The organism is Caenimonas aquaedulcis, assembly GCF_015831345.1.
GTDB lineage: Bacteria > Pseudomonadota > Gammaproteobacteria > Burkholderiales > Burkholderiaceae_C > Ramlibacter > Ramlibacter aquaedulcis.
Genome location: NZ_JADWYS010000001.1, coordinates 3615633 through 3637909 on the forward strand (window position 1 = coordinate 3615633; position 22277 = coordinate 3637909).

21 protein-coding genes are annotated in these 22277 nt (G+C 68.3%); 16 read left to right on the forward strand and 5 right to left on the reverse strand.

Going from position 1 to position 22277, the window contains the following annotated elements; all coding sequences use genetic code 11:
• Positions 1-12: 12 nt before the first annotated feature.
• From cysQ to I5803_RS17385, 7 genes are all read left to right on the forward strand, one after another.
• The gene (gene cysQ, locus I5803_RS17355) at positions 13-789 is read left to right on the forward strand and encodes a 3'(2'),5'-bisphosphate nucleotidase CysQ (protein WP_231402447.1); all 777 of its coding nucleotides are present in this window, start codon (positions 13-15) and stop codon (positions 787-789) included.
• Between the two features lie 79 nt (positions 790-868).
• On the forward strand, positions 869-1483 hold the full coding sequence (locus tag I5803_RS17360) for a hypothetical protein (protein ID WP_196987576.1): 615 nt from the start codon (positions 869-871) through the stop codon (positions 1481-1483).
• A complete protein-coding gene (locus I5803_RS17365; protein WP_196987577.1) occupies positions 1480-3234 on the forward strand; it encodes a type I secretion system permease/ATPase in 1755 nt (584 codons plus the stop codon). The genes I5803_RS17360 and I5803_RS17365 overlap by 4 nt, the downstream gene beginning before the upstream one ends.
• 23 nt (positions 3235-3257) lie before the next feature.
• Complete coding sequence (locus tag I5803_RS17370) at positions 3258-4994, forward strand: type I secretion system permease/ATPase (RefSeq protein ID WP_196987578.1); 1737 nt, start codon at positions 3258-3260, stop codon at positions 4992-4994.
• A gap of 41 nt (positions 4995-5035) precedes the next feature.
• On the forward strand, positions 5036-6418 hold the full coding sequence (locus I5803_RS17375; RefSeq protein WP_196987579.1) for an HlyD family type I secretion periplasmic adaptor subunit: 1383 nt from the start codon (positions 5036-5038) through the stop codon (positions 6416-6418).
• 4 nt (positions 6419-6422) lie between these two features.
• Positions 6423-7853 (forward strand): TolC family outer membrane protein, encoded by a 1431-nt coding sequence (locus I5803_RS17380; protein WP_196987580.1) that lies wholly within the window; start codon positions 6423-6425, stop codon positions 7851-7853.
• A gap of 1 nt (position 7854) precedes the next feature.
• On the forward strand, positions 7855-9264 hold the full coding sequence (locus I5803_RS17385) for a trypsin-like serine peptidase (RefSeq protein WP_196987581.1): 1410 nt from the start codon (positions 7855-7857) through the stop codon (positions 9262-9264).
• Here the strand turns inward: I5803_RS17385 and I5803_RS17390 are convergent, their stop codons facing one another.
• Genes I5803_RS17390 through rfbB form a run of 5 tightly spaced genes read right to left on the reverse strand, consistent with a single transcriptional unit; the run spans position 9265 to position 14224 of the window.
• Entirely contained in the window at positions 9265-10782 is a 1518-nt protein-coding gene (locus tag I5803_RS17390; protein WP_196987582.1) for a M10 family metallopeptidase C-terminal domain-containing protein, read from the reverse strand. It lies immediately after the preceding gene.
• Between the two features lie 7 nt (positions 10783-10789).
• Positions 10790-11350: a dTDP-4-dehydrorhamnose 3,5-epimerase gene (gene rfbC, locus I5803_RS17395; protein ID WP_435520859.1), complete on the reverse strand. Its 561-nt coding sequence runs from the start codon at positions 11348-11350 to the stop codon at positions 10790-10792.
• On the reverse strand, positions 11347-12240 hold the full coding sequence (gene rfbA, locus I5803_RS17400; protein WP_196987583.1) for a glucose-1-phosphate thymidylyltransferase RfbA: 894 nt from the start codon (positions 12238-12240) through the stop codon (positions 11347-11349). The genes rfbC and rfbA overlap by 4 nt, the downstream gene beginning before the upstream one ends.
• 11 nt (positions 12241-12251) lie before the next feature.
• Complete coding sequence (rfbD, locus tag I5803_RS17405; protein WP_196987584.1) at positions 12252-13154, reverse strand: dTDP-4-dehydrorhamnose reductase; 903 nt, start codon at positions 13152-13154, stop codon at positions 12252-12254.
• On the reverse strand, positions 13151-14224 hold the full coding sequence (gene rfbB / locus I5803_RS17410; protein WP_196987585.1) for a dTDP-glucose 4,6-dehydratase: 1074 nt from the start codon (positions 14222-14224) through the stop codon (positions 13151-13153). The genes rfbD and rfbB overlap by 4 nt, the downstream gene beginning before the upstream one ends.
• Positions 14225-14324: 100 nt before the next feature.
• Between rfbB and I5803_RS17415 the strand changes: the two genes are divergently transcribed.
• The 9 genes from I5803_RS17415 to I5803_RS17455 all read left to right on the forward strand — a co-directional run bounded on the left by I5803_RS17415 (position 14325) and on the right by I5803_RS17455 (position 22274).
• The gene (locus tag I5803_RS17415) at positions 14325-15032 is read left to right on the forward strand and encodes a glycosyltransferase family protein (RefSeq protein WP_196987586.1); all 708 of its coding nucleotides are present in this window, start codon (positions 14325-14327) and stop codon (positions 15030-15032) included.
• A gap of 40 nt (positions 15033-15072) precedes the next feature.
• Complete coding sequence (locus I5803_RS17420) at positions 15073-16176, forward strand: MraY family glycosyltransferase (RefSeq protein ID WP_196987587.1); 1104 nt, start codon at positions 15073-15075, stop codon at positions 16174-16176.
• 238 nt (positions 16177-16414) lie between these two features.
• On the forward strand, positions 16415-17305 hold the full coding sequence (gene argB / locus I5803_RS17425) for an acetylglutamate kinase (RefSeq protein ID WP_196987588.1): 891 nt from the start codon (positions 16415-16417) through the stop codon (positions 17303-17305).
• 10 nt (positions 17306-17315) lie between these two features.
• Positions 17316-17840 carry a TlpA family protein disulfide reductase gene (locus I5803_RS17430; RefSeq protein WP_196987589.1) on the forward strand — a complete coding sequence of 175 codons (525 nt, stop codon included), beginning with the start codon at positions 17316-17318 and terminating at the stop codon, positions 17838-17840.
• A complete protein-coding gene (locus tag I5803_RS17435) occupies positions 17837-18070 on the forward strand; it encodes a DUF4266 domain-containing protein (protein WP_231402448.1) in 234 nt (77 codons plus the stop codon). Before I5803_RS17430 ends, I5803_RS17435 begins: the two co-directional genes overlap by 4 nt.
• On the forward strand, positions 18057-19202 hold the full coding sequence (locus I5803_RS17440; RefSeq protein WP_354001683.1) for a DUF3570 domain-containing protein: 1146 nt from the start codon (positions 18057-18059) through the stop codon (positions 19200-19202). Before I5803_RS17435 ends, I5803_RS17440 begins: the two co-directional genes overlap by 14 nt.
• A gap of 9 nt (positions 19203-19211) precedes the next feature.
• Positions 19212-20135, forward strand: coding sequence for an FAD:protein FMN transferase (locus tag I5803_RS17445; protein ID WP_196987591.1), 924 nt, complete (start codon positions 19212-19214; stop codon positions 20133-20135).
• 4 nt (positions 20136-20139) lie between these two features.
• Entirely contained in the window at positions 20140-20841 is a 702-nt protein-coding gene (locus tag I5803_RS17450) for a response regulator (RefSeq protein ID WP_196987592.1), read from the forward strand.
• Between the two features lie 50 nt (positions 20842-20891).
• The gene (locus I5803_RS17455; RefSeq protein WP_196988605.1) at positions 20892-22274 is read left to right on the forward strand and encodes an ATP-binding protein; all 1383 of its coding nucleotides are present in this window, start codon (positions 20892-20894) and stop codon (positions 22272-22274) included.
• Positions 22275-22277: the final 3 nt, after the last annotated feature.

The window sequence follows — 22277 nt, forward strand, 5'->3', positions numbered from 1 at the left end:
AATTTCATGCAGTTGAGCCGATCCCAACTGGATACGCTGTGCGGCATCGCCGAAGCGGCGGGGCGCGAGATCATGGACGTCTATGCGGGCGATATCGCTGCGTGGAGCAAGGACGATGCGTCGCCCCTCACCGAAGCGGACCTTCGCGCCGACCGGGTGATCCGCGAGGGACTCGAGCGTGCGTTCCCCGGCGTGTACATCCTGTCGGAGGAATCCTCCTCGCATGGCGTGCAGGCAGATGTGTTCTTCCTGGTCGACCCGCTGGACGGCACCAAGGAATTCCTCAAGCGCAACGATGAATTCACGGTCAACATCGCGCTCGTCGTGGATGGCCGCCCCGTGGCGGGCGTGGTGCAGGCGCCGGCGCTCCACGAGCTGTACTTCGCAGCGCAGGGATTGGGCGCATGGCGCCGCACGGCTTCGGGCGACGAGCCTTTGCGCACGTCGCGATGCGCCGGCGACACCCCGGTCCGCGTGATGGGCAGCCGCTCCCATGGCGGCGACGCGTTGGCCGGATGGCTCTCCCGCCTGGGACGCGAGCACAGCTTCGTGGCCGCGGGCAGTTCGCTCAAGTTCTGCCGCATTGCCCAAGGCGAAGCCGACGTGTATCCGCGCCACGGGCCGACCAGCCAATGGGACACCGCCGCCGCGCATGCCGTGCTCGAGCAGGCGGGCGGCGCGGTGCTGGACCCGTCGGGCGCGCCCTTGCGGTACGGGCCGGGTCGGCCGATCCTCAACCCGTATTTCATGGCGCTGGGGGACCCGGCCGCCACCTTTCCCAGCCTGTAAGGCGGTCGGCAGCCCTATTTTTCGTTGCAGATCCGCAAGTCATGTAAATTCATATAGGAGTGAGCTACAATCCTCCTATATGAACAGCTCACTCTGTGTCGTCCTGAATGCATCGCCCGAGCAGGCGGCGCGCTTGCGCGAACTGCAGGCGTCGTTCTCCCAGGCCTGCAATTCGCTGGCGCCCCTGGTGCAGGACCAGCGGTGCTGGAACCGGGTCACGCTCCACCACCTGGCCTACCGGTCGCTGCGGGACAAGTTCCCCGAGATGGGCTCCCAGATGATCTGCAACGCCATCTATTCCGTCTCGCTCACCGGGCGCATGGTGTTCCAGCACCCGGACAGCCCGTTCCACCATGCCAAGCTGGAAGGCAAGCGCTTGCCGCTGTTGCGATTTTCCGAAAACAGCCCCGTCTATTTCGACCGCCACACCATGAGCGTGAAGGGCGGAACCCTCTCCCTCTACACGCTGCAGGGGCGCATGCGCTGCGCGCTGCAGCTCACGAGCGACGAGGAGCACATGGTGCACGAGCGCAAGCTGCGCGACGTCGTGCTGTCCCGCCGCGCCGACGGCGTGTTCGAGCTCATGTTCAATTTCGCGGAAGTGCGTGACGAAGACGCACCCGCCAAGCCTGTCGCCGCATTGCGCGCGCGCGGCGCCATCCCCGCCTATGTCCAGGTAGAGGCCTCCGCATGATCATCTCCCCCCAGTCTCCCGAATTGAAGCAGGCGCTCGTCCTGCTGCGTCCCTATTTCGTACGGGCCTTCTGGTACAGCTTCGTTGCGAGCCTGCTGGTGCTCGCGCCCACCGGCTTCATGCTGGAGGTGTACGACCGGGTCGTGAGTACGCGCAACCATCTCACGCTCGCCATGCTGTTGGTCCTCGTGCTCGGCTGCTATGCGGTGATGGAACTGCTCGAGTGGTCGCGCTCGAAGATTCTGCACGGCGCCGGACTTGCGCTCGACCGCGAGCTCGGCGACAGGATTTTCACGGCGGTCTTCACTGCCAACCTGCGCCGCCAACCCGGCGGAACGGCGCAACTCATGTCCGACTTCCGGGTGCTGCGCGACTTCCTCGGCTCCGCCGTCGTCTTCGCCATCATGGAAGCGCCCATGGCGCTGGTTTACATGATCCTGCTCTACGCGATCAGCCCGGTGCTCGGTTGGGTGGCGGTGGCCGCGGCGATCGTGCAGGTCGGAGTGGGAATCATGAACGAGCGCGCGACGCAGCCGCCGCTGGTGGCGGCGGGCCGCAGCGCCGTGCAGGCGCAGCAATATGCGGACGGGACGCTGCGCAATGCGCAAGTGATCGAATCCATGGGCATGCAGCGCGACATCCACAAGCGCTGGATCGACAAGCAGCGGGAATTCCTGACGCTCCAGGCGGGAGCTTCCGACAAGGCGGGTGGCTATCAAGCCATCACCAAATTCATGCAGACGACGATGAGTTCCCTGCTGCTCGGGCTGGCGGCCTACCTGGCGCTCAACCATGACCTGAACGGCGGAGGCTCCATGCTGATCATCGCTTCCCTTCTGGGTGGCCGCATGCTCGCACCGCTCGTCATGATCGTCGCGCAGTGGCGCAGCGTCGTCGGAGTTCGCGATTCGTGGGGCCGTCTCGACCAGCTCCTCGCATCCGTGCCTCCCAAGGGACGTGCGATGCCGCTGCCGCCGCCCAAGGGCGCCGTGCAGGCGGAAAGCGTGGTGGCCGGCGCACCGGGCAGCCCCACGGCCATCCTGCGTAATGTGGCCTTCGCGATCCAACCCGCAGAAGTCCTGGTCGTGGTGGGTCCTTCGGCTTCCGGGAAGACTTCCCTGGCCCGGGTGCTGGTGGGGCTCTGGCCCACCGCCGCCGGCAAGGTTCGGCTGGACGGCGTGGACATCTATTCGTGGGACAAGGCTGAACTCGGCCCGTATCTCGGCTACCTGCCGCAGGGCATCGAGCTCTTCGACGGCACGCTGGCCGAGAACATCGCGCGTTTCGGCGAGGTCGACATGGCCAAGGTCGAAGCCGCCGCGAAGGCCGTGGGCCTGCACGAATTCATCATGGAACTGCCGCAAGGATACGAGAGCCCGGTGGGCCGCGAAGGCGCGATGTTGTCGGGCGGCCAGCGGCAGCGCGTGGGACTCGCGCGCGCCATCTACGGCGATCCGGTCTTCGTGGTGCTGGATGAACCCAACTCGAGCCTGGACGAGGCCGGCGACGCCGCGCTGTCCTCCGCCATCCAGCAGCTGAAGTCGCGCGGCACCACCTTCGTGGTGATGACGCACCGCACGAGCGTGCTGTCCGTCGCCGACAAGATGCTCGTGCTGCGCGACGGCCAGGTGCATGCCTTCGGGCCCCGCGACGACGTGCTCGCCGCGCTCGCCAAGGCCGCGCAACAGGCGCAGCAGGCGGCGCAGCAGCGCAGCGCGCCGGCGGGCAACCAACTCGTCCCGGCGCCTTGAGCCCTGGCGAAGGAACAAGAACGATGAATACCCCTGATTTCTTCAAGCGCAGCGAATTGACGTCCGCCCTGTGGGCGTTCCGGCGCGAATTCCTCGTCGTCGGCATCTTCAGCCTGGTTGCCAACCTGCTGATGCTCGCGCCCACGCTCTACATGATGCAGATCTACGACCGCGTGATGCGAAGCGGCAGCGAGCTCACCCTGCTCGCGATCTCGCTGATCACGCTGTTCCTGTTCGTGGTCATGGCCTTCTCGGACTGGACGCGCTCGCGCATCCTGGTGCGCGCCGGTGTCCGGTTCGACGAGCACCTGAGCACGCGCGTCTTCAACGCCAGCTTCGAGTCCTACCTGAGCCAGGCCAGCGCGAGCCCCTCCCGCGCGTTCAACGACTTGATCACCCTGCGCCAGTTCATCACGGGTTCGGGCATCTTCGCTTTCTTCGATGCGCCGTGGGCGCCGATCTACATCGCGGTGACGTACTTCCTGCACCCCGTGCTGGGTATCGTGGCGACCGTCTTCGCGATTTTCCAGGCCGCCCTCGCGTGGTTCGGCCACCGCCAGACCGTGGAACCGTCGGAAGTCGCGTCCAAGGCGTCCTCCGACGTCAATGCCTACCTGCAAAGCAAGCTGCGCAACGCGGAAGTGATCGAGTCCATGGGCATGCTGGGCGACCTGCGCAAGCGCTGGCGCCTCTGGCAGAACGTCTACCTCAAGTACAACGGCATCTCGCAGAACGTGAACTCGCGCGTCATGGCATGGAGCAAGTTCATCCGCTACAGCCAGCAGTCGCTGTCGCTCGCCACCGGCGCGCTGCTGGTGATCGAGGGCCAGCTCTCGCCCGGGGCGATGATCGCGGCCAACCTGCTGATGTCCCGCGCGCTGGCCCCGATCGACGGGCTGGTCGGCGTGTGGCGCAGCTACATCGTCACGCGCGCCGCGTTCGAGCGTCTGGAACAACTGCTGGCCGATTACCCCGAGCGCGACCCCAATCTCTCGCGAGTGGCACCCCAAGGGGAGCTCGTGCTGCGCGATGTCGTTGCCAGCGCTCCCGGCCGGGCGCAGCCGATCCTCAAGCGGGTGAGCTTCACCGCGAAGCCGGGCACCGTCACCGCCATCCTCGGACCTTCAGGCTCCGGCAAATCCACGCTCGCGCGCGTGATGGTGGGCATCTGGCCGGACGTGGCCGGAGAAGTCCTCATCGACGGCCTGCCGATCTCCGGCTGGAACCGCATGGAGCTCGGCCCGCACATCGGCTACCTGCCGCAGGACATCGAGCTCTTCGAGGGCACCATCGGCGAGAACATCTCCCGGTTCGGCGAGATGGACTCCACGAAGGTCATCGACGCGGCACGCGGCGCGGGCCTGCACGAGATGATCCTGCGCTTTCCCAAGGGCTACGACACGCCCATCGGCGAAGCCGGCAGCCTGCTGTCCGGGGGCCAGCGCCAGCGGATCGGACTGGCGCGGGCCATCTACGGCAACCCGGCGCTCATCGTGCTGGACGAACCCAATGCGAATCTGGACGACGCCGGCGAGGCCGCCCTCGTCAAGGCCATCGGCCAGCTCAAGGCGAAGGGCCGCACCGTATTCCTCATCACGCACCGCGCGGGCGCGGTGGCGGCCGCCGATCGCATCCTGTACCTGCAAGACGGCGAAATCCGGGCCGACGGCCCGCGCGATGCCGTCATCGCCGCGCTGCGCGGCGTCGCCGAGCGCAAGCAGCCGGCGAACCCAGCGCTCGACGCGCCCCAACCGGCGTGATGCCGGATTCCCGACCGAACACCTGACCACAGAGCGTTGACATGGCCAAACCTGCACTCCCGAAATTCTTCTCCAACAAGCTCCTGCCCGACGAGGCCACCCCTGCCCGCGTCGAAGCGCAGGAAGACGACTTCGATGCCGCGACGGAATCCAGCAAGGCTGCGCGCGTGGGCATGTGGGCGCTGGGCCTCGGGCTCGGCGGCTTCCTGATCTGGGCCGTCCTCGCGCCGCTGGACGAAGGCGTGCCCAGCCAGGGCATGGTCTCCATCGATACGAAGCGCAAGGCGGTGCAGCACCCCACGGGCGGCATCGTGAAGGAAGTCCTCGCGCACGAGGGCGAGCGGGTCAAGGAAGGCCAGGTGCTGTTCCGCCTCGACGAGGCCGCCGCGCGCGCGAACTTCGAATCCATCCGCCAGCACTACCTGGGCCTGCGCGCCACCCAGGCGCGGCTGGTGGCCGAGCAGACGGGTGCGCCCAGCATGACCCTGCACCCCGACCTGATCGCGGCCAGCAAGGACCCGCTCATCCAGGCGCAGATCTCCACGCAGGAGCAGCTGTTCCGTTCGCGCCGCGCCTCGATCGAGGCCGACTTGCAGGGCGCCAAGGAAAGCATCGCGGGCCAGCAGGCGCTGCTGGCGTCCTACCAGAACATGATCGTCAGCCGCCGCGAACAGCTGAAGCTCGTCAACGAGGAGCTGGCCAGCACGCGGGACCTCGTGCGCGACGGCTACGCGCCGCGCAACCGCCAGCTCGAGCTCGAGCGCATGGTCGCCGACGCCAACACCTCGATCGCCGAGATGCTGGGCAACATCATGCGCACGCAAAGCGCGATCTCCGAGCTGCGCCAGAAGGTCATCTCGATGCAGCAGGCCTACCGCAAGGACGTCGAGTCCCAGCTGTCCGACGCCAACCGCGACGTGCTGTCCGACGAGCAGAAGTTCCGCGCATTCGCCGACGAACTCGGCCGCACGGATATCAAGTCGCCTGCCACGGGCCAGGTCCTGGGGATCGTCGCTCAGACCGTGGGCGGCGTGATCCAGGCCGGCCAGAAGCTCGCCGACATCGTGCCCGACAACGAGTTGCTGACGCTGGAGACCAAGGTGCCGCCGAACGTGATCGAGCGCGTGCGGCCGGGCTTGCCCGTGGACATCCGCTTCACCAACTTCGCCAGTTCGCCGCAACTGATCGTGGAAGGCAAGGTGATTTCGGTCTCGGGGGACCTGCTCACCGATTCGCAGGGCAACAATCCTTATTATCTGGCGCGGGTGCAGGTGACGCCGGCCGGATACAAGACACTGGGCAACCGCACCTTGCAACCCGGCATGCCCGTCGACGTGGTGCTCAAGACCGGCGAGCGTTCCATGCTGGCTTACCTGCTGCACCCACTTACCAAGCGCATGGCCGGTGCGATGAAAGAGGATTGATCACATGTCGGATACAACAACGAAGAGTCCCGCGCTCGGCGCGCTTTGCCTCACGCGCATCGCTGCGGCCAGCCTGGTCGTGGCAGGCCCCTGGGCGAGCGCATTCGCGCAAGCGCCCGCACAGGCCGCCGTGCCTGCGCTGCCCGTGGTGCAACAGGTGACGGGAGGCATGACCCTCTCGCAGGCCTACGAGGCGGCGTTGGCGCAGGACGCGGTGATCCGCGCGGCACGCGCCACTGCCGACGTGAAGCGGGAGCGCCTGCCGCAGGCCTTGTCCCAGCTGCTGCCCAACGTGTCGGCCACCTATTCGAAGAACCGCAACGACCTGCTCAGCTCGCAGCCGGGCCTGACCGGCCCTGTCGATTCCGAGACTTTCTACGGCAGCAGCAGCCGCGCGCTCACGATCCGCCAGCCCATCTTCCGCCCGTTCCAGGCGCTCGACTACCAGCAAGCCAAGGCGCAGGTGGCCGATGCGAATGCGCAGCTCGAACGTGAAACGCAAAACCTCGCGACACGCGTCTCGGGCGCCTTCCTGGAAGCGTTGCTCGCGCAGGACCAGTACGCCCTTGCGCTCGTCCAGGAGACCGCCTACAGCACGCAGCTCTCCGCGGCCAGGCGCCTGTTCGCGGGTGGCGCGGGCGTTCGCACCGACGTCGACGACGCGCAGGCGCGCCTCGACATGGCCATCGCGCAGAAGCTGGTCGCGCAGCAGAACGTCGAGTACACGCGCCGGCAGCTGCAGGTCATCGTCAATGTGCCGGTGACGAAGCTCGCGACGGTGGACCCGGCGAAGCTGGACATCGCAAGCGCGTCCGCAGGGCGCCTGGAAGACTGGATCGACCGCGCCGAAGCGAACAGCCCCGAGCTCGTGTCGCTGCGCGCGCAGCGCGTCGCCTCGCAGCGCGAAGTGGACAAGGCGCGAACCGGCCACCTGCCCACCCTGGACGCGGTCGCGCAGTGGTCCGTCAGCGACAGCGACAACGTGACTCGCATCAATTCCAGATACGACAACCGCTCCATCGGCGTGCAGCTGAACGTGCCGATCTTCGCCGGCGGCTACGTCAATTCGCAGGTGCGCCAGGCGCTGGCCGACCTGGAGCGCGCCGAACAGGCGCTCGAAGCCACGCGCCGCGACCTGAACCTGCGCGTGGAAAAGGAATACCGCGGTGTGACCGAAGGCGTGGCGCAGATCCGCGCGCTCGAGCAGGCGGTGCGGTCCGCCGAAATCACGGTGGAGTCGAACCGCCGGTCCTACCAGGGCGGCAGCCGCACGCTGGTGGACATCCTCAACTCCGAGCAGCAGCGCGTCACCGCGATGCGCGACCTCGCCCAGGCGCGTTACCAGTACATGGCGTCGCACGTGCGCCTGCGCGCGCTCGTGGGCCAGGCCGACGCCACCGCCATCGCCGAAGTGAATGGTTGGCTGAAGCCGTGATGTGACCTCGGCGATCCAGGAGGTCTTCGACCGCACGAGCCTGCCTTACAGCGCGGTGTGCTACGTCACGGTGGTGTTTCCGGACGGCGCCTCCCAGCGCGGCTCCGGCGTGCTGGTGGGCCCGAACGACGTGCTCACCGCGCTGCACATGGTCTACCAGGGCAGCCACGGCGGCTGGGCGACGCAGGTGAGCGTCGCCCCCGGCGCGGACACCTCGCCCTACGACACGCCTTACGGCGTGATCTCCGACTTCGGCTCGCTCTCGGGCCGCGCCGCCAACTGGGACTTCGATGGCGACGGGCTCATCACGCAGGCCGAGGCGCAGGGCGACATGGCCGTCATCGGCCTGCGCCAGCGCATCGGCGACGCGGCTGGGTGGCTGCAACCCATCGCGGTGCCGGCGGACTTCACCGGGATCGCCGCGGGGTATCCGGCACGGCCTCCCATCAGCGCGGGCCTGGGCCTGATGCAGCAGGCGATGTTTGCCGATGCGTCGACAAGCTACGGAACCTACGACGTATCGGGCTCGCTCGGCGCGGGCGCCTCCGGCGGACCCCTGGTCTATACGCGCGAGGGGGTCTCCTATGTGGCCGGCGTGTTGTCCAGCGGCACGTCGAACAACAGCGCATCGACCTATGCGGGTGTCTTCGGTTCCGGCACCCTCGACTGGCTGCAGCAGGCCATGGCCGCCAACGACAGCCTGCTGCCTGCCCATCCCCAGTCGGCGATTACCGGCACGACGGGCGCGGACTTCCTGCTCGGCGACGGCAACGACAACCTCTTCACCGCCAATGCCGGCGACGACACCCTGGTGGGCTCGGGGGGCGACGACACGCTGGACGGCGGCGATGGCCTCGACCTCGCGCGCTTCAGTGTCTGGCGCTCCGCGTACTCGATCGGCCCGGACGGCGGCTCCCTCGTGGTCCACGACAACCAGGGCGGTCGCGACGGCACGGACCGGCTGGCGTCGATCGAGCGCCTGCAATTCACGGACGGCAACCTCGCGTTCGACCTCTCCGGAAACGCCGGTGTCGTCGCGCGCATCCTCGGTGCGGTGTTCGGTCCCTGGGCGGCCGGCGACGCCGCGAGCGCGGGGCAGGGCCTCGTGCGGCTGGATGCGGGAATGGGCGAGGCGGACCTCATGCAGCTCGCGCTCGATGTACGCCTGGGCGCGGGGGCGGGGAATGCGGCGGTGGTGGACCTGCTCTACACGAATGTCACGGGAGCCGCGCCCTCGCCCGAGGTTCGTGCGCACTTCGTCGCTTTGCTCGACCAGCACGATATCTCGCAGGTGGGGTTGGCGGGCTACGCCGCGCTGACGGACCTCAACGCTTCCAACATCGGGTTTGCCGCGCTGGTGCTGACGGGGCTGCCTTACCTGCCCGCCCAGCCACCGATGCCCGCGGCCTGATCAGGCGTAGGCCAGGCCGTCGTGGGCCAGCCCCACCAGGTTGATGTTGCTCGCGTTGAGCGCGTGCTCCGCCGCGAAGACCGCGAGCTGCGCCTGCGTCTGCGCGCCGCTTTCCAGGGGTGCGTCGAAGGACGCGAGGTCCGAGGCGGACGGGGCGGTGCCTGCCACATTCGTGTAGAGCAAATTGACGACGTCGATGTTGGTATGCGCGGCGCCCAGGCGCGCGTCCAGTGCGACCTGCGATGCGTCGACGATGCCCATGCCGGCATCGATGAGCGACAGGCCGATCGTCACGTAGTCCGGACGCTGCGCGAGCACGGCCGCGCCGAACACCGCGCCGATCACCTCGGCGACCACGCCGGCGTTGCCCGGGATGTCGAACGCCAGTTTCCGGTCCGCGAATTCCACGCGCTCCACATGGCTCAGGGTGTCGTCGATGCCGCTTGCGCCGACATGCACCGACCCGGCGGAGCCCGCCACCGAAAATCCTGCGCGTGCCGACGTGTACAGCGCCGTGTCGATGCCCGCGCCCCCATCGGCCGTGTTCGCGCCGTTGCCGAGCAGGAAGGCGTTGTTCGCGTCGTTGCCGGTGACATGGTCGTCGTGGCTCGTGCCGATGAATTTCTCGATCGTCGTGGTGAAGTCGATGGACAGGTTGTTCGAAGCCGCGACGCTGGAGTTGCGTCCCACCGAGCTGAACGCGCCGGGGCGCATATCCACCGTGACGCCCGATTGCGTGACGCCGGACAGGTCCAGCGTGTCGTAGCCGGATGCGTCGTCGATGATCTCCAGCATGGTCCCCGCGGCGTCGCTGTAGCTGTACGTCGTGTTGCCGGCGCCCAGCGTGCCGGCGCCATACAGCTTCTTCAGGGCGAGCAGGTCGTAGACGCCGAACCAGTCGCGCTGCTGGCCGCCGGGCACGTCGTTGTACGACATCACGGTGTAGCCGACGTTGTCCTCCAGCGTTCCGAGGTAGTTGCCCGGCTCCTGGCTCGTTCCGGAACCCGCGTTGTAGTTGCCCGGGTGCTTCAACCCGAGCGCGTGCCCGATCTCGTGGACGAGCGTGGCGTACGCATAGCTCCCCACCACCGGGTTGGTCGTGCCGCTGCTGCCCAGGTCCATCCAGACGTCGCCGCTCAGCGCGCTGTCCGTGCTGTTGGGCAGCCAGGTGTAGCCCGCCGACGACTGCTGGTAGTTGTTGCCGAAGCGGATCTGGCCGTAGCTGAACGAGGAGTCGGGGACCTCGGTGAAGTGGATGTTCAGCTCGACCTGCAGGCGCGCGAAGATGTCGCGCACCGCGGCCATCTGCTGCGCCGAGAAAGGCTGGAAGCCGACGTCGCCGTCGCCGTCGTCGGTGCCGCCGTAGACGGGCTTGGCCGTCATGAAGCTGAAGGTCACGTTGACGGGCGTGCCCAGGGCGGACTGGAAGTTCCAGCGCTCGGACAGGCTGTCGAGCAGCACGTCGATGCGATAGTCCCCGGTGTAGGGATAGGCGATCACCGTCTGGCTGTTCGGCATGGCAACGTCAGTCGAAGAATTCGGCGCTGTCCCAGCGCGCGGCCGCGGCGTCCTTGGCGGACAGCGCGGGCGCCTGGCGCAACTCGGACAGCGGCCACTCCACGTTCACGTGGGGGTCGTTCCATGCGAGCGCGCGCTCGTGCTGGGGCGCGTAGTAGTCGGTGGTCTTGTAGAGGAAGTCCGCGCTGTCCGACAGCACGACGAAACCGTGCGCGAAGCCCGGCGGCACCCAGAGCTGGCGCTTGTTGTCGGCGGAGAGTTCCACACCGACCCACTGGCCCACGCGGGGGGAGGAGCGGCGCATGTCGACGGCCACGTCGAAAACGCGGCCGCTCGTCACGCGCACGAGCTTGCCCTGGGGATTGCGGATCTGGTAGTGGAGCCCGCGCAGCACGCCGTGCGCGGAGCGCGAATGGTTGTCCTGCACGAAGGGCAGGGCGACGCCGGTGGCCTCCTGGAAGGATGCGGCGTTGAAGCTTTCCATGAAGAAGCCGCGCTCGTCCCCGAACACGCGAGGCTCCAGGATCACGACTTCCGGCAGTCGCGTGGCGGTCGCTTTCAGGCTCACGCCGTGCCCCGCGCCACGTTCTGCAGGTACACGCCGTAGGTGCTCTTGGCGAGCGGTTCGGCGAGCGCGAGCAGCCGCTCGCGGTCGATCCAGCCGTTGCGCCAGGAGATTTCTTCCGGGCACGCGACCTTCAGGCCCTGCCGCTGTTCCAGCGTGTGAATGAATTGGGTAGCTTCCAGCATGCTTTCGTGGGTTCCGGTGTCGAGCCAGGCAAATCCGCGTCCCATGGTCTGGACGTTGAGCTTGCCACGCTCGAGGTACGCTTGATTCACGCTGGTGATTTCCAGTTCCCCGCGCGGGGAAGGTGTTACACGGGCTGCGATTTCACACACCTCGGGGTCGTAAAAATACAGCCCCGTGACGGCGAAGCGGCTTTTCGGCTGCCGGGGCTTCTCCTCGATGGACAGGGCCTTGCCCTGCGCGTCGAATTCCACCACCCCGTAGCGTTCCGGATCCTTCACGTGATAGGCGAAAACCGTGGCGCCGTCGTTCTGCGTGTCGGCGTCGTGCAGCAGCTTCACGAGGTCGTGCCCGTAGAAGATGTTGTCGCCCAGCACCAGCGCGCTCGGCGCGCCGCCCAGGAACTCGCGGCCGATGATGAAGGCCTGCGCGAGTCCTTCGGGGCGCGGCTGCACCGCGTACTGGATCTGCATGCCCCAGGCGCTGCCGTCGCCCAGCAGCTGCTCGAAGCGCGGGGTGTCCTGCGGCGTGCTGATGATCAGTACTTCGCGGATGCCGGCAAGCATCAGCGCGGCCAGCGGGTAATAGATCATCGGCTTGTCGTAGACGGGCAGCAGCTGCTTGGAAATGGCGATGGTCGCCGGGTGCAGGCGCGTGCCGGCCCCGCCGGCGAGGATGATTCCCTTGCGGGCGCTGGTGTAGGGAGACATGGCGGAAGGACTCATGGTTTGGGGGAAAACGCCGCGAGTTCGGCGACGACGCTGCGCACGCCGTCCTCCCAGGGCGGGAGGTCCAGGCCGAAGGTGCGGCGCAGCCGGGTGGTGTCCAGGCGCGAATTGCCGGGCCGGGCCGCGGCCACCGGGTATTGCGATGCAGGGATCGGAAGGACCCGGTCCGCCGACGTCTTGAGCGCCATGCCGCATTCGGCCGCATGTGCCACCGCGAGCCGCGCGTACCCGTGCCAGGACGTCTGTCCGGCAGCAGCCAGGTGGTAGACGCCGGGCGCCTCCGGCCGCAGGCGGGAGAGCAGGTGCGCCGTGACGTCCGCGATCAGCGCCGCGCGCGTCGGTGCGCCCCACTGGTCCGCGACGACATTGAGGCTGTCGCGCTGCGCCGCGGCGCGCAGGATCGACTTGAGGAAGTTCTGCCCCCAGGTGTCGAACACCCAGCTCGTGCGCAGGATGAGGTGGCGCTTCGTGCCGGCGGTGACGGCGTGCTCTCCCGCCAGCTTGCTCTCGCCGTACGCGTTGATGGGGCCGGTGGCGTCGTCCTCGGTCCAGGGGCGTTCTCCCGTCCCGTCGAACACGTAGTCGGTCGAGTAGTGCACCAACCAGGCGCCGATGCGCTCGGCCTGTGCGGCCAGCACCTCGCAAGCCGTGGCGTTGATCGCGAACGCGGCCTCGCGTTCGGTCTCCGCCTTGTCGACCGCGGTATAGGCGGCGGCATTGACGATGACGTCCGGACCCACCGCCTGCACGGTGCGCGCCAGCGCGTCGGGCCGGGACAAGTCGCCCGACAGGGGCTCGGTGCCCCGCGCGAGGGCGGTGACTTCACCGATGACGGAGAGGCTGCGCCGAAGCTGCCAGCCGACCTGGCCATTGGCCCCGAGCAGCAGGATCTTCATGCCGCGGGGGCGAGGGCCGCGTACTGCTGCCCCACCCATTCGCGGTAGGCGCCGCTGGTCACGGAATCCACCCAGTCCTGGTGGCCAAGGTACCACTCCACGGTGCCCCGGATGCCGGCTTCGAACCCGACCGCCGGCTTCCAGCCGAGCTCGCCGGCGATCTTGCTGTCGTCGATCGCGTAGCGCCGGTCGTGGCCCGGACGGTCCTTGACGTGTGTCACGAGCTGGGCATAGGGCGCGCCATCCGCGCGGGGGCGCAGCGCGTCCAGTGCGCTGCAGATCGCACGCACGACTTCGAGGTTGGTGCGCTCGGAGCGCCCGCCGATGTTGTAGCTTTCGCCGGGGCGGCCGCGCTCCAGCACGGCGCGCAATGCGGAGCAGTGGTCGTCCACGTGCAGCCAGTCGCGCACCTGCAGGCCGTCGCCATAGACCGGCAGCGGCTTGCCGAGCAGGGCGTTGTGGATGATCAGGGGGATGAGTTTTTCGGGAAACTGCCGCGGGCCGTAGTTGTTCGAGCAGTTGGTCGTGAGCGTGGGCAGGCCGAACGTGTGGTGCCAGGCGCGGACGAAGTGGTCCGACGCCGCCTTGGAGGCCGAGTAGGGGCTGTTGGGCTCGTAGCGGTGGGATTCGGAGAATGCGGCCGCGTCGGGCGCGAGCGAGCCGAACACCTCATCCGTGGAGACGTGCAGGAACCGGAAATCGGACTTTTCCCGCGCGGGCCGGTCGCGCCACCAGGCGTTGACCGTTTCCAGCATCTTCAGGGTGCCGACCACGTTGGTCTGCGCGAAGGCCATGGGCCCGGAAATCGAGCGGTCCACGTGGCTTTCCGCTGCGAAGTTGACGATCGCCCGGGGTTGGTGGGTTTCCAGGAGCCTGCCCAGCAGTTCCTGGTCGCCGATGTCGCCGTGCACGAAGTGGTAGCGCGGGTTGCCGGCAACGCCCTGGAGATTGCCCGGATGGCCCGCGTAAGTCAGCAGATCGAGGTTGACGACAGGTTCGTCCGAACCGTCCAGCCAGCCCAGGATGAAAGCCGAACCGATGAAGCCGCAGCCGCCGGTCACTAGAATCATGTGTTTTCCCTGTTGCGAAAAGTCCTACTTGGCCGCCCCGATTGTAAATGCGCTCCCCGGCGCCGGTTCCGAGGCCGCACCGCGCATCACGATTTCGGTCGTGAGCCACGGCCACGGGCCCATGGTCACCTTCCTGGTGCATCGCCTGTGCGAAGTGCACGGGGGCTGGATCGAGCACGTCGTCGTCACGCACAACATCGACGGCGAGCCGCTGCAGCCGCCGGTGGGCGGCTGGCCCTTCCGCGTGACCGAGGTCTTCAACGCCCAGCCCGCGGGCTTCGGCGCCAACCACAACCGCGCCTTCCAGCATTGCAGCTCCGACTTCTATTGCGTGCTGAACCCCGACGTGGAATTGCCCGGCTCCGCGATCTGGAAAGCGCTGGTCGACCAGGCCGGGCGGCCCAACGCGGGCCTGTCCTATCCCACGCTCCTCAACCCGGACGGCACGCGCCAGGACAACGAGCGTGAGGCCGTGACACCGGTCGCCCTGCTGCGGCGGCACCTGCTGCGCAGGCCGCAGCGGCGCGTGGACTGGGTGAGCGCCGCGTTCTGGCTCGTGCCTTCCGCGGTCTACCGCCAGATGGGCGGTTTCGACGAGCGCTTCTTCATGTATTGCGAGGACACCGACTTCTGCCTGCGCCTGCGGCTGGACGGCCTGGCCATCCGCCGCGCCGACGCCGCCGTGGTGCACCAGGCGATGCGCCGCAGCCGCCTGCCGGGCAAGCAGTTCTTCTGGCACCTCTATAGCCTGTTCCGCCTCTGGTCGGGGCAGGTCCTCTGGCGCTACGTCACCGCCGCCGCAAGCTAGCCCCCCGGGGCGCAATTCAAAAACCGCGACAATCCGCGGCATGCTTTTCCTCCTGTTTCTTTGCTGCGCGAGCGCTTTCGTGGCAACTGCGTTGCTGCTGCGCTATGGGCGTGGCCACTCGCGGCGCTACGCCAACTCCATGCCGCAACGCTTCCACGCAGGCCATGTTCCCCGCCTGGGCGGTGTGGGAATGCTCGTCGCCTGCACGGTGGGATGGTGCTGGATGGTGCTGTCGCAGCAGCTGAACCTCGGCAACCAGATCCGCATCGACCCGCTCATGGCCGTGGCGCTCTGGATCGTCGTCACCCTGGCGGTGGCCGCCGGCGCCTACGAAGACCTCACGCAGCGGCTGCCTGCGCGCTATCGCCTGCTGCTCACCGTGGGCGCGGCGGTGCTCGCCGTATGGCTGCTCAAGCTGTGGGTGCCCCGCCTGGGCGTGGCGCCGGTGGATGCGCTGTGGTCCGCCTACCCGTGGATCGGGGTCGCGCTGGCGGTGTTCGCGGTGAGCGGGTTGCCGCACGCCTTCAACCTGATCGACGGGTACAACGGCCTGGCCGGGATCGTCGCGCTCGTCTGCTGCTTCGCGCTGGCGTATGTCTCGCTGCAGGTGGGCGACCGGCAGCTCGCCGCGATGGTGCTGGTGCTGGCCGGGGCGACGGCGGGCTTCCTGGTCTGGAACTATCCGCGCGGCCTCATCTTCGCGGGGGACGGCGGCGCCTATCTCTGGGGCGTCGTCATCGCGATCGCGAGCATCCAGCTCGTGATGCGCCATGGGGAGGTGTCGCCCTGGTTCCCGATCCTTCTCCTGATCTACCCGGTATGGGAGACGATGTTCTCCATCTACCGCAAGGCGGTGCGGGGCCAGTCCCCCGGCGTCGCGGACGCCCTGCATTTCCACCAGCTCATCTACCGGCGCATCGTGCGCGGCGTGTTCCACGACGACGAGGCCCGCCGCATGCTGATGCGCAACAACCGCACTTCCCCCTACCTGTGGGGTTTCGCGCTGCTCACGGTGCTGCCGGCGGTGATGTTCTGGAATCACACCGGATGGCTGATGGCCTTCAGCGCGCTCTTCGTCGTGTCCTATGTTTGGGCGTACACGAGCATCATCCGGTTCAAGGTGCCCAGCTGGTTGCGAAGGTGATTGGGAGCGCGGCCGGGTTTTTGGAACGCAGAGAACGCAAAGGGTGCGCAGAGGACGCAGAGGAAATACCAAATGGCATCTGACAGCCAATGAATTGAAATTCCCTTTGTACTTTTCTTGGCTGTTTCTTTTTGCGTCCTCTGCGCACCCTTTGCGTTCTCTGCGTTCAAAAAGCCGACCAGTCCACGGGCCCGTCATTCATGCACAATTTGCGCTTCCGCAGAAAGTACCCCAACCCATGACCGACGTCTCCAACATCGCGCCGCGCGACAAGGCTGAAATCCTGGCCCAGGCGCTGCCGTACATCCGCCGGTTCCATGGCAAGACCATGGTCATCAAGTACGGCGGCAACGCGATGACCGATCCCGAGTTGCAGGCCGACTTCGCGGAAGACGTCGTCCTGCTCAAGCTGGTGGGCATGAATCCCGTCGTCGTGCACGGCGGCGGCCCGCAGATCGAGCAGGCGCTCAACCGGCTGGGCAAGAAGGGCGAGTTCATCCAGGGCATGCGCGTCACCGACGCCGAGACCATGGAAGTCGTCGAGTGGGTGCTCGCCGGCGAGGTGCAGCAGGACATCGTGGGCCTCATCAACCAGGCCGGTGGAAAAGCCGTGGGCCTGACCGGCCGCGACGGCGGGCTGATCCGCGCGCGCAAGTTGAAGCTGCTGGACAACAAGGACCCGAACAAGGAGCACGACGTCGGCCAGGTCGGGGACATCGTCACGATCGATCCCTCGGTGGTGATGGCGCTCCAGGACGACCAGTTCATCCCCGTCATCAGCCCGATCGGCTTCGGCGAGAACAACGAGAGCTACAACATCAACGCCGACGTCGTCGCGAGCAAGCTCGCCACCGTGCTGTCCGCGGAAAAGCTGGTGCTGCTCACCAACACGCCCGGCGTGCTGGACAAGAACGGCCAGCTGCTCACCGACCTCACCTCCCGCGAAATCGATGAACTCTTCGCCGACGGCACGATCTCAGGGGGCATGCTTCCCAAGATCAGCGGCGCCCTCGACGCAGCCAAGGCCGGTGTGAACGCGGTGCACATCATCGACGGCCGCGTGCCGCACGCGATGCTGCTCGAGATCCTCACCGACCAGGCCTACGGGACCATGATCCGCTCGCACTGAGCCGCCCGCCATGCAAGCCGTGCCCCAGCACCGGACAACCCGCCGGGTGCGGCGCTGGGTGCTTGCAGGTGCGGTCGCGTTGCTCGCGCCCGTGGCGGCCTTCGCGCTGGACCGCGGCGATCCGGCGCCCGATTTCACCTTGCAGGGCCCCGCGGGCACGGTGCGCCTGGCCGACCTGCAAGGCAAGCTGGTCCTGGTCGATTTCTGGGCGTCGTGGTGCGGCCCGTGCAAGCAGTCCTTCCCGTGGATGAACGAGATGCAGGCGCGATACAGGGACAGGGGCCTGCGCATCGTCGGCGTCAATGTGGACAGGAGAGCGACCGACGCCGACAGGTTCCTCGAACGCATTCCCGCCGGCTTCACGCTCGCCTTCGATGCCGCGGGCGAAGTGCCGCGCCAATACGGCGTGAAGGCCATGCCGACCTCGGTGCTGGTCGGCCCCGACGGCCGCGTGCTCGAAATCCATTCGGGGTTCTCGGACGACGAACGCGCGGCACGCGAACAGAAAATCCGCCAGTCGCTGCCGCCCCCATGAAGCACGCGCGCATCGGCATGGCTGCCGCCGTCGTTTGCGCTTGCGCTGTCCTGTCGGGATGCGCAGGCTGGGGCCAGGTGCAGGCATGGGAAAAGGGCGACCTCGCGAGGCCCGGGATGCGTTTCGACGCGGACCCGCTCGATGCGCGCTTCACCCAGCACGTCTACACCAGCAAGGAAGCGGCGAGCGGCGGCGGCGCGGTGGGCGGGGGCGGGTGTGGCTGCAACTGAGCGCGGACGCGTCCTCGCCGCGAGCCTGCTGCTGCCCGGTCTCGCCGCGGTCTCCGCGGTCCGCGCGGAGGAGCCGCCAGAGCAGGCCACCATCGCGCTGAAGTACGGCTGGTACCGCGATGCGCAGCCGGGTTGGGATCGGGTGCGCGTGCACTCGCCGCAGGTCTTCCTCTCGCTCCCGTTCGCGGGCGCCTGGGCGGTCGAAGGGTCGGCGGTGGTCGACAGCGTGTCGGGCGCGACGCCCCGCATGCACACGACGGTCAGCACCGCCACGCCCTACATGAGCGACGTGCGCCGCGCGGCCGACGTGAAGGTGACGCGCTACTTCCACCGCGCCGCGATTTCCGCGGGCATCGCCTATTCGGGCGAGAACGACTATGTCTCGCGCGCGCAAAGCCTGGAGGCGCGCTGGTCCAGCGAGGACAACAACCGCACCTGGACGGTGGGCCTCGGCCATTCGCGCGACCGCATCGACGCCTCCGCGACGGGCGGCAGCGCGATCGGCGAGCACCGGGAAACGCACGAGCTGCTGCTGGGCGCGACGCAAGTTCTCACCGCCCGCGACCTCGTCCAGGTGCAGCTCACACGTTCCCTGGACTCGGGCTACTACAGCGATCCCTACAAACTCTTCGACGACCGGCCCGGCGCGCGCCGCGCGAGCATCGCGTTCTTTCGATGGAACCACTTCGTCGACGGCCCCGATGCCACGCTGCGCACGAGCTGGCGCCATTGGCGCGACAGCTTCGGCATCCGCGCCAGCACGCTGTCGGCCGAGTGGGCGCAGCCCGTGGGCGCATGGACCTTCACGCCGGGCCTGCGGTGGCACATGCAAAGCGCGGCCTCGTTCTATTTCGACCCGGTGGTGAATGCGTCGGGGATCCCCGATTCCCTCGCCACGCGCATCTACGCAGGCAGCCTCACGGGCTACCGTTCCGCAGACCAGCGCCTCGCGGCATTCGGCGCCGTGACGGTGTCGCTGAAGGCGGCTTACGACTTCGGCAACGGCCAGGTGATGGATGCCCGGGTGGACGTATTGCGCCAGGCGGCGCACTACAAGCCGGGCGGCGGCAGCCCGTACCTCGACCCGATGCGCGCGACCTTCGTGCAACTCGGCTGGTCGCGCAAGTTCTAGCGGACCGGCATGCCCGCCTGGCGAGCGCTGCGCTTCGACTTCACCGCCATGGCGTCGCCGTGCGAACTGGTGATCGAAGGCCGGGACGAGCCGGCGATGCGCGCGGCGGCGGCCGCTGCCATCGACGAAGTGCGGCGCATCGAGGCGAAGTACTCGCGCTACCTGCCGGGCAGTGTGCTCTCGCGCATCAACGCCGCCGCCGGCGCGCGGGCGGTGGACATCGATGCGGAAACGTCTTCGCTGCTGGACTTCGCAGGCACGCTCTGGGAGACGAGCGGCGGCCTGTTCGACGCGACGTCCGGCGTGCTGCGCCGGGCCTGGAATTTCGCGCAGGCGCGGCTGCCGCGCGCCGGGGAACTCGATGCCCTGCTGCCCCTCGTCGGCTGGGACCTCGTCGAACGCGGCGCGGCGAGCGTCCGGCTTCCCCTGCCGGGCATGGAGCTCGACTTCGGGGGATTCGGCAAGGAATACGCGGCCGACCGCGCGGCGGGAATCCTTCACGCACGCGGCATGGCGCACGCGCTGGTCAACCTCGGCGGCGACGTGCACGTCGCCGGCCCGCACGGATTGCCGGATGCCGCTGGCCAGCCCTGGCAGGTGGCCATCGCCCGGCCCCGCCCCGGCCCACCCGGCCCGCTCGCGACGATTCCCGTGCTGCGCGGCGGCGTGGCCACCAGCGGCGACTACGAACGCTATTTCGAGCAGGGCGGCCGCCGCTACTGCCACGTGCTCGAACCGCGCACCGGCTGGCCCGTGCAGGGCTGGCAGTCGATTTCCGTGTGGGCGCCCAACACGACGGCGGCAGGCGCACTGTGCACCGTCGCCCTGCTCAAGCAGCAGGAGGCGCTCGACTGGCTGGACGGCCAGGACGCCGGCTACCTCGCGGTGCGTTCGGACGGCGAGGTCTTTCGCCGCGCCGCCGGTACACAATAGGGGCATGAGGCTCTTGCTGGTCGAAGACGACGTGATGGTGGCCAGCGGCATCAAGCTGGGGCTGTCCGATGCCGGCTACGCGGTCGACTGGGTGGGCAGCGGGGAACGCGCCGAGGAGGTGCTGCGCACGGAAGTGTTCGACGGCGCCATCATCGACATCGGCCTGCCGCACATGGACGGCCTCGAGCTCACCAAGCGGCTGCGCCGCCCCGAGATGGCCAGCCGCGCGATGCCGGTGCTGATCCTCACCGCGCGCGACGCGCTGCACGACCGCGTGCAGGGGCTCGACCTCGGCGCGGACGACTACATGATCAAGCCCTTCGAGCTGCCCGAGTTGCTCGCGCGGCTTCGCGCCCTGCTGCGGCGCTCGCAGGCGGCGACCACGGCGGTGCTCACGTTCGGCCCGATCGAGCTCGACACCGCCAACCGCCGCGCGACCGCCATGCGAGCGGGCCAGCACGTGCCGATCGAGCTCGGCCCGCGCGAATGGACGGTGATGGAGTACCTGCTGATGAACGCGCCCAAGCCCGCGAGCAAGGAAAAGCTGCTGCAGGCATTGACCGGTTGGGACAAGGAGATCACCCCCAACGCGGTGGAGGTCTACATCTCCCGCCTGCGCGGCAAGCTCGAGCCGCACGGCGTCGCGCTGCGCTCGATCCGGGGGTTCGGCTACCGGCTCGAGCTGAGCGAGCCCGCCGGGCCGTGATGCCGCGCTTTCGGGCCGGCCGCGCGGCCCGGCCGGTCGACCTGCTGGGCATGACCTCGGGCCTGCGGCGCCGGCTCCTCGTGATGCTGATCGTCCCCTTGTTGCTGCTCGCGCTCGTCAATGCGTGGTTCGATTACCGGTCCGCCGACAACGTCGCCGCGCAGCAGGACCAGGCCCTGCAGGCGCTCGTCCCGCTGCTGGCCGACTCCGTGATCGGCGAGGGCGCGAAGAAGGGCGACCCGGTCCTGCTGCTCGCGCCGGCCGTGGAGGAATTCCTCAAGGGCGCACCCGAACGCGCCTTCGCGATCCTCGATATCGAAGGCAAGGTGCTGCGCGGGGAAGGCTGGCTCGAAGGCCTGCCGCCGGCCAACCCCGACATCGAGTTCCACAGCGAGGAGAACCTCGGCGTCACCTGGCGCATCGTGCGGCAGCGCCAGCAGACGGTGCTCGGCGAGATCGTCGTCGTCCTGGCCGACGGCTCCGATCCGCGACAGCAGTGGGCGCGCTCCGTCCTCTTCAAGGTGCTGCTGCCCAACCTCATCCTGATCGCGGCCGCCGCGTTCGCGGTGCGCTGGGCGGTGGAGCGCGCGCTGCGCCCGCTGCTGGAGCTGCGCGAGGCGGTGGAGCGCCGCTCGCCGCGCGACCTCACGGCGATCGACGAGGGCGCGTCGCCCGAGGAAGTGCGGCCGCTGGTCATCTCGCTCAACCGCCTGTTCGGCCTCGTCAACGCGCAGGCCGAGAGCCAGCGCCGCTTCATCGCGGACGCCGCGCACCAGTTGCGCACGCCGCTCGCGGGCCTGCAGGCGCAGGTCGAGGCCTGGGCGCAGGCGGCGAACGCGGCGCGCGGCGGGCAGGGCACGATCAGCCTGCGCATCGACCAGGTCACCAAGCTGCGCGGCGCGACCCGGCGCACCTCGCAGCTGGCCAACCAGCTGCTCGCGCTGTCGCGCGCGGACGCGCGCAGCATGCAGGCCGAACCGATGCAGCGCGTCGACCTGAAGGGCCTGTGCGAAACGATGTTGGAGGCCTACCTCGACGCCGCGACGGCCAAGCGGATCGACCTGGGCCTGGATGCGCAGCCCGCGCAGGTGATGGGCCATGAGTGGCTGCTGCGCGAGCTGCTGTCCAACCTGGTGGACAACGCGGTGAAGTACACGGGCGAGGGCGGCACCATCACCATCCGCTGCGGCATGCGCGGCGCGGCGGCGTACCTGGAAGTCGAGGACGACGGCCCCGGCGTCGCGCCCCCGGAGCGCCAGCGCGTGCTCGAGCGTTTCTACCGCGTGAAGGGAACTCAGGGCGAGGGCAACGGCCTCGGCCTCGCGATCGCGGACGAGATCGCGCGCGCGCACCACGCGCAAATCGCGCTGCAACCCGGCTTGGGGGAGCGGGGCCTGAGGGTCACGCTGCTCTTCGCGGGGCCGGCGGGGTAAGCG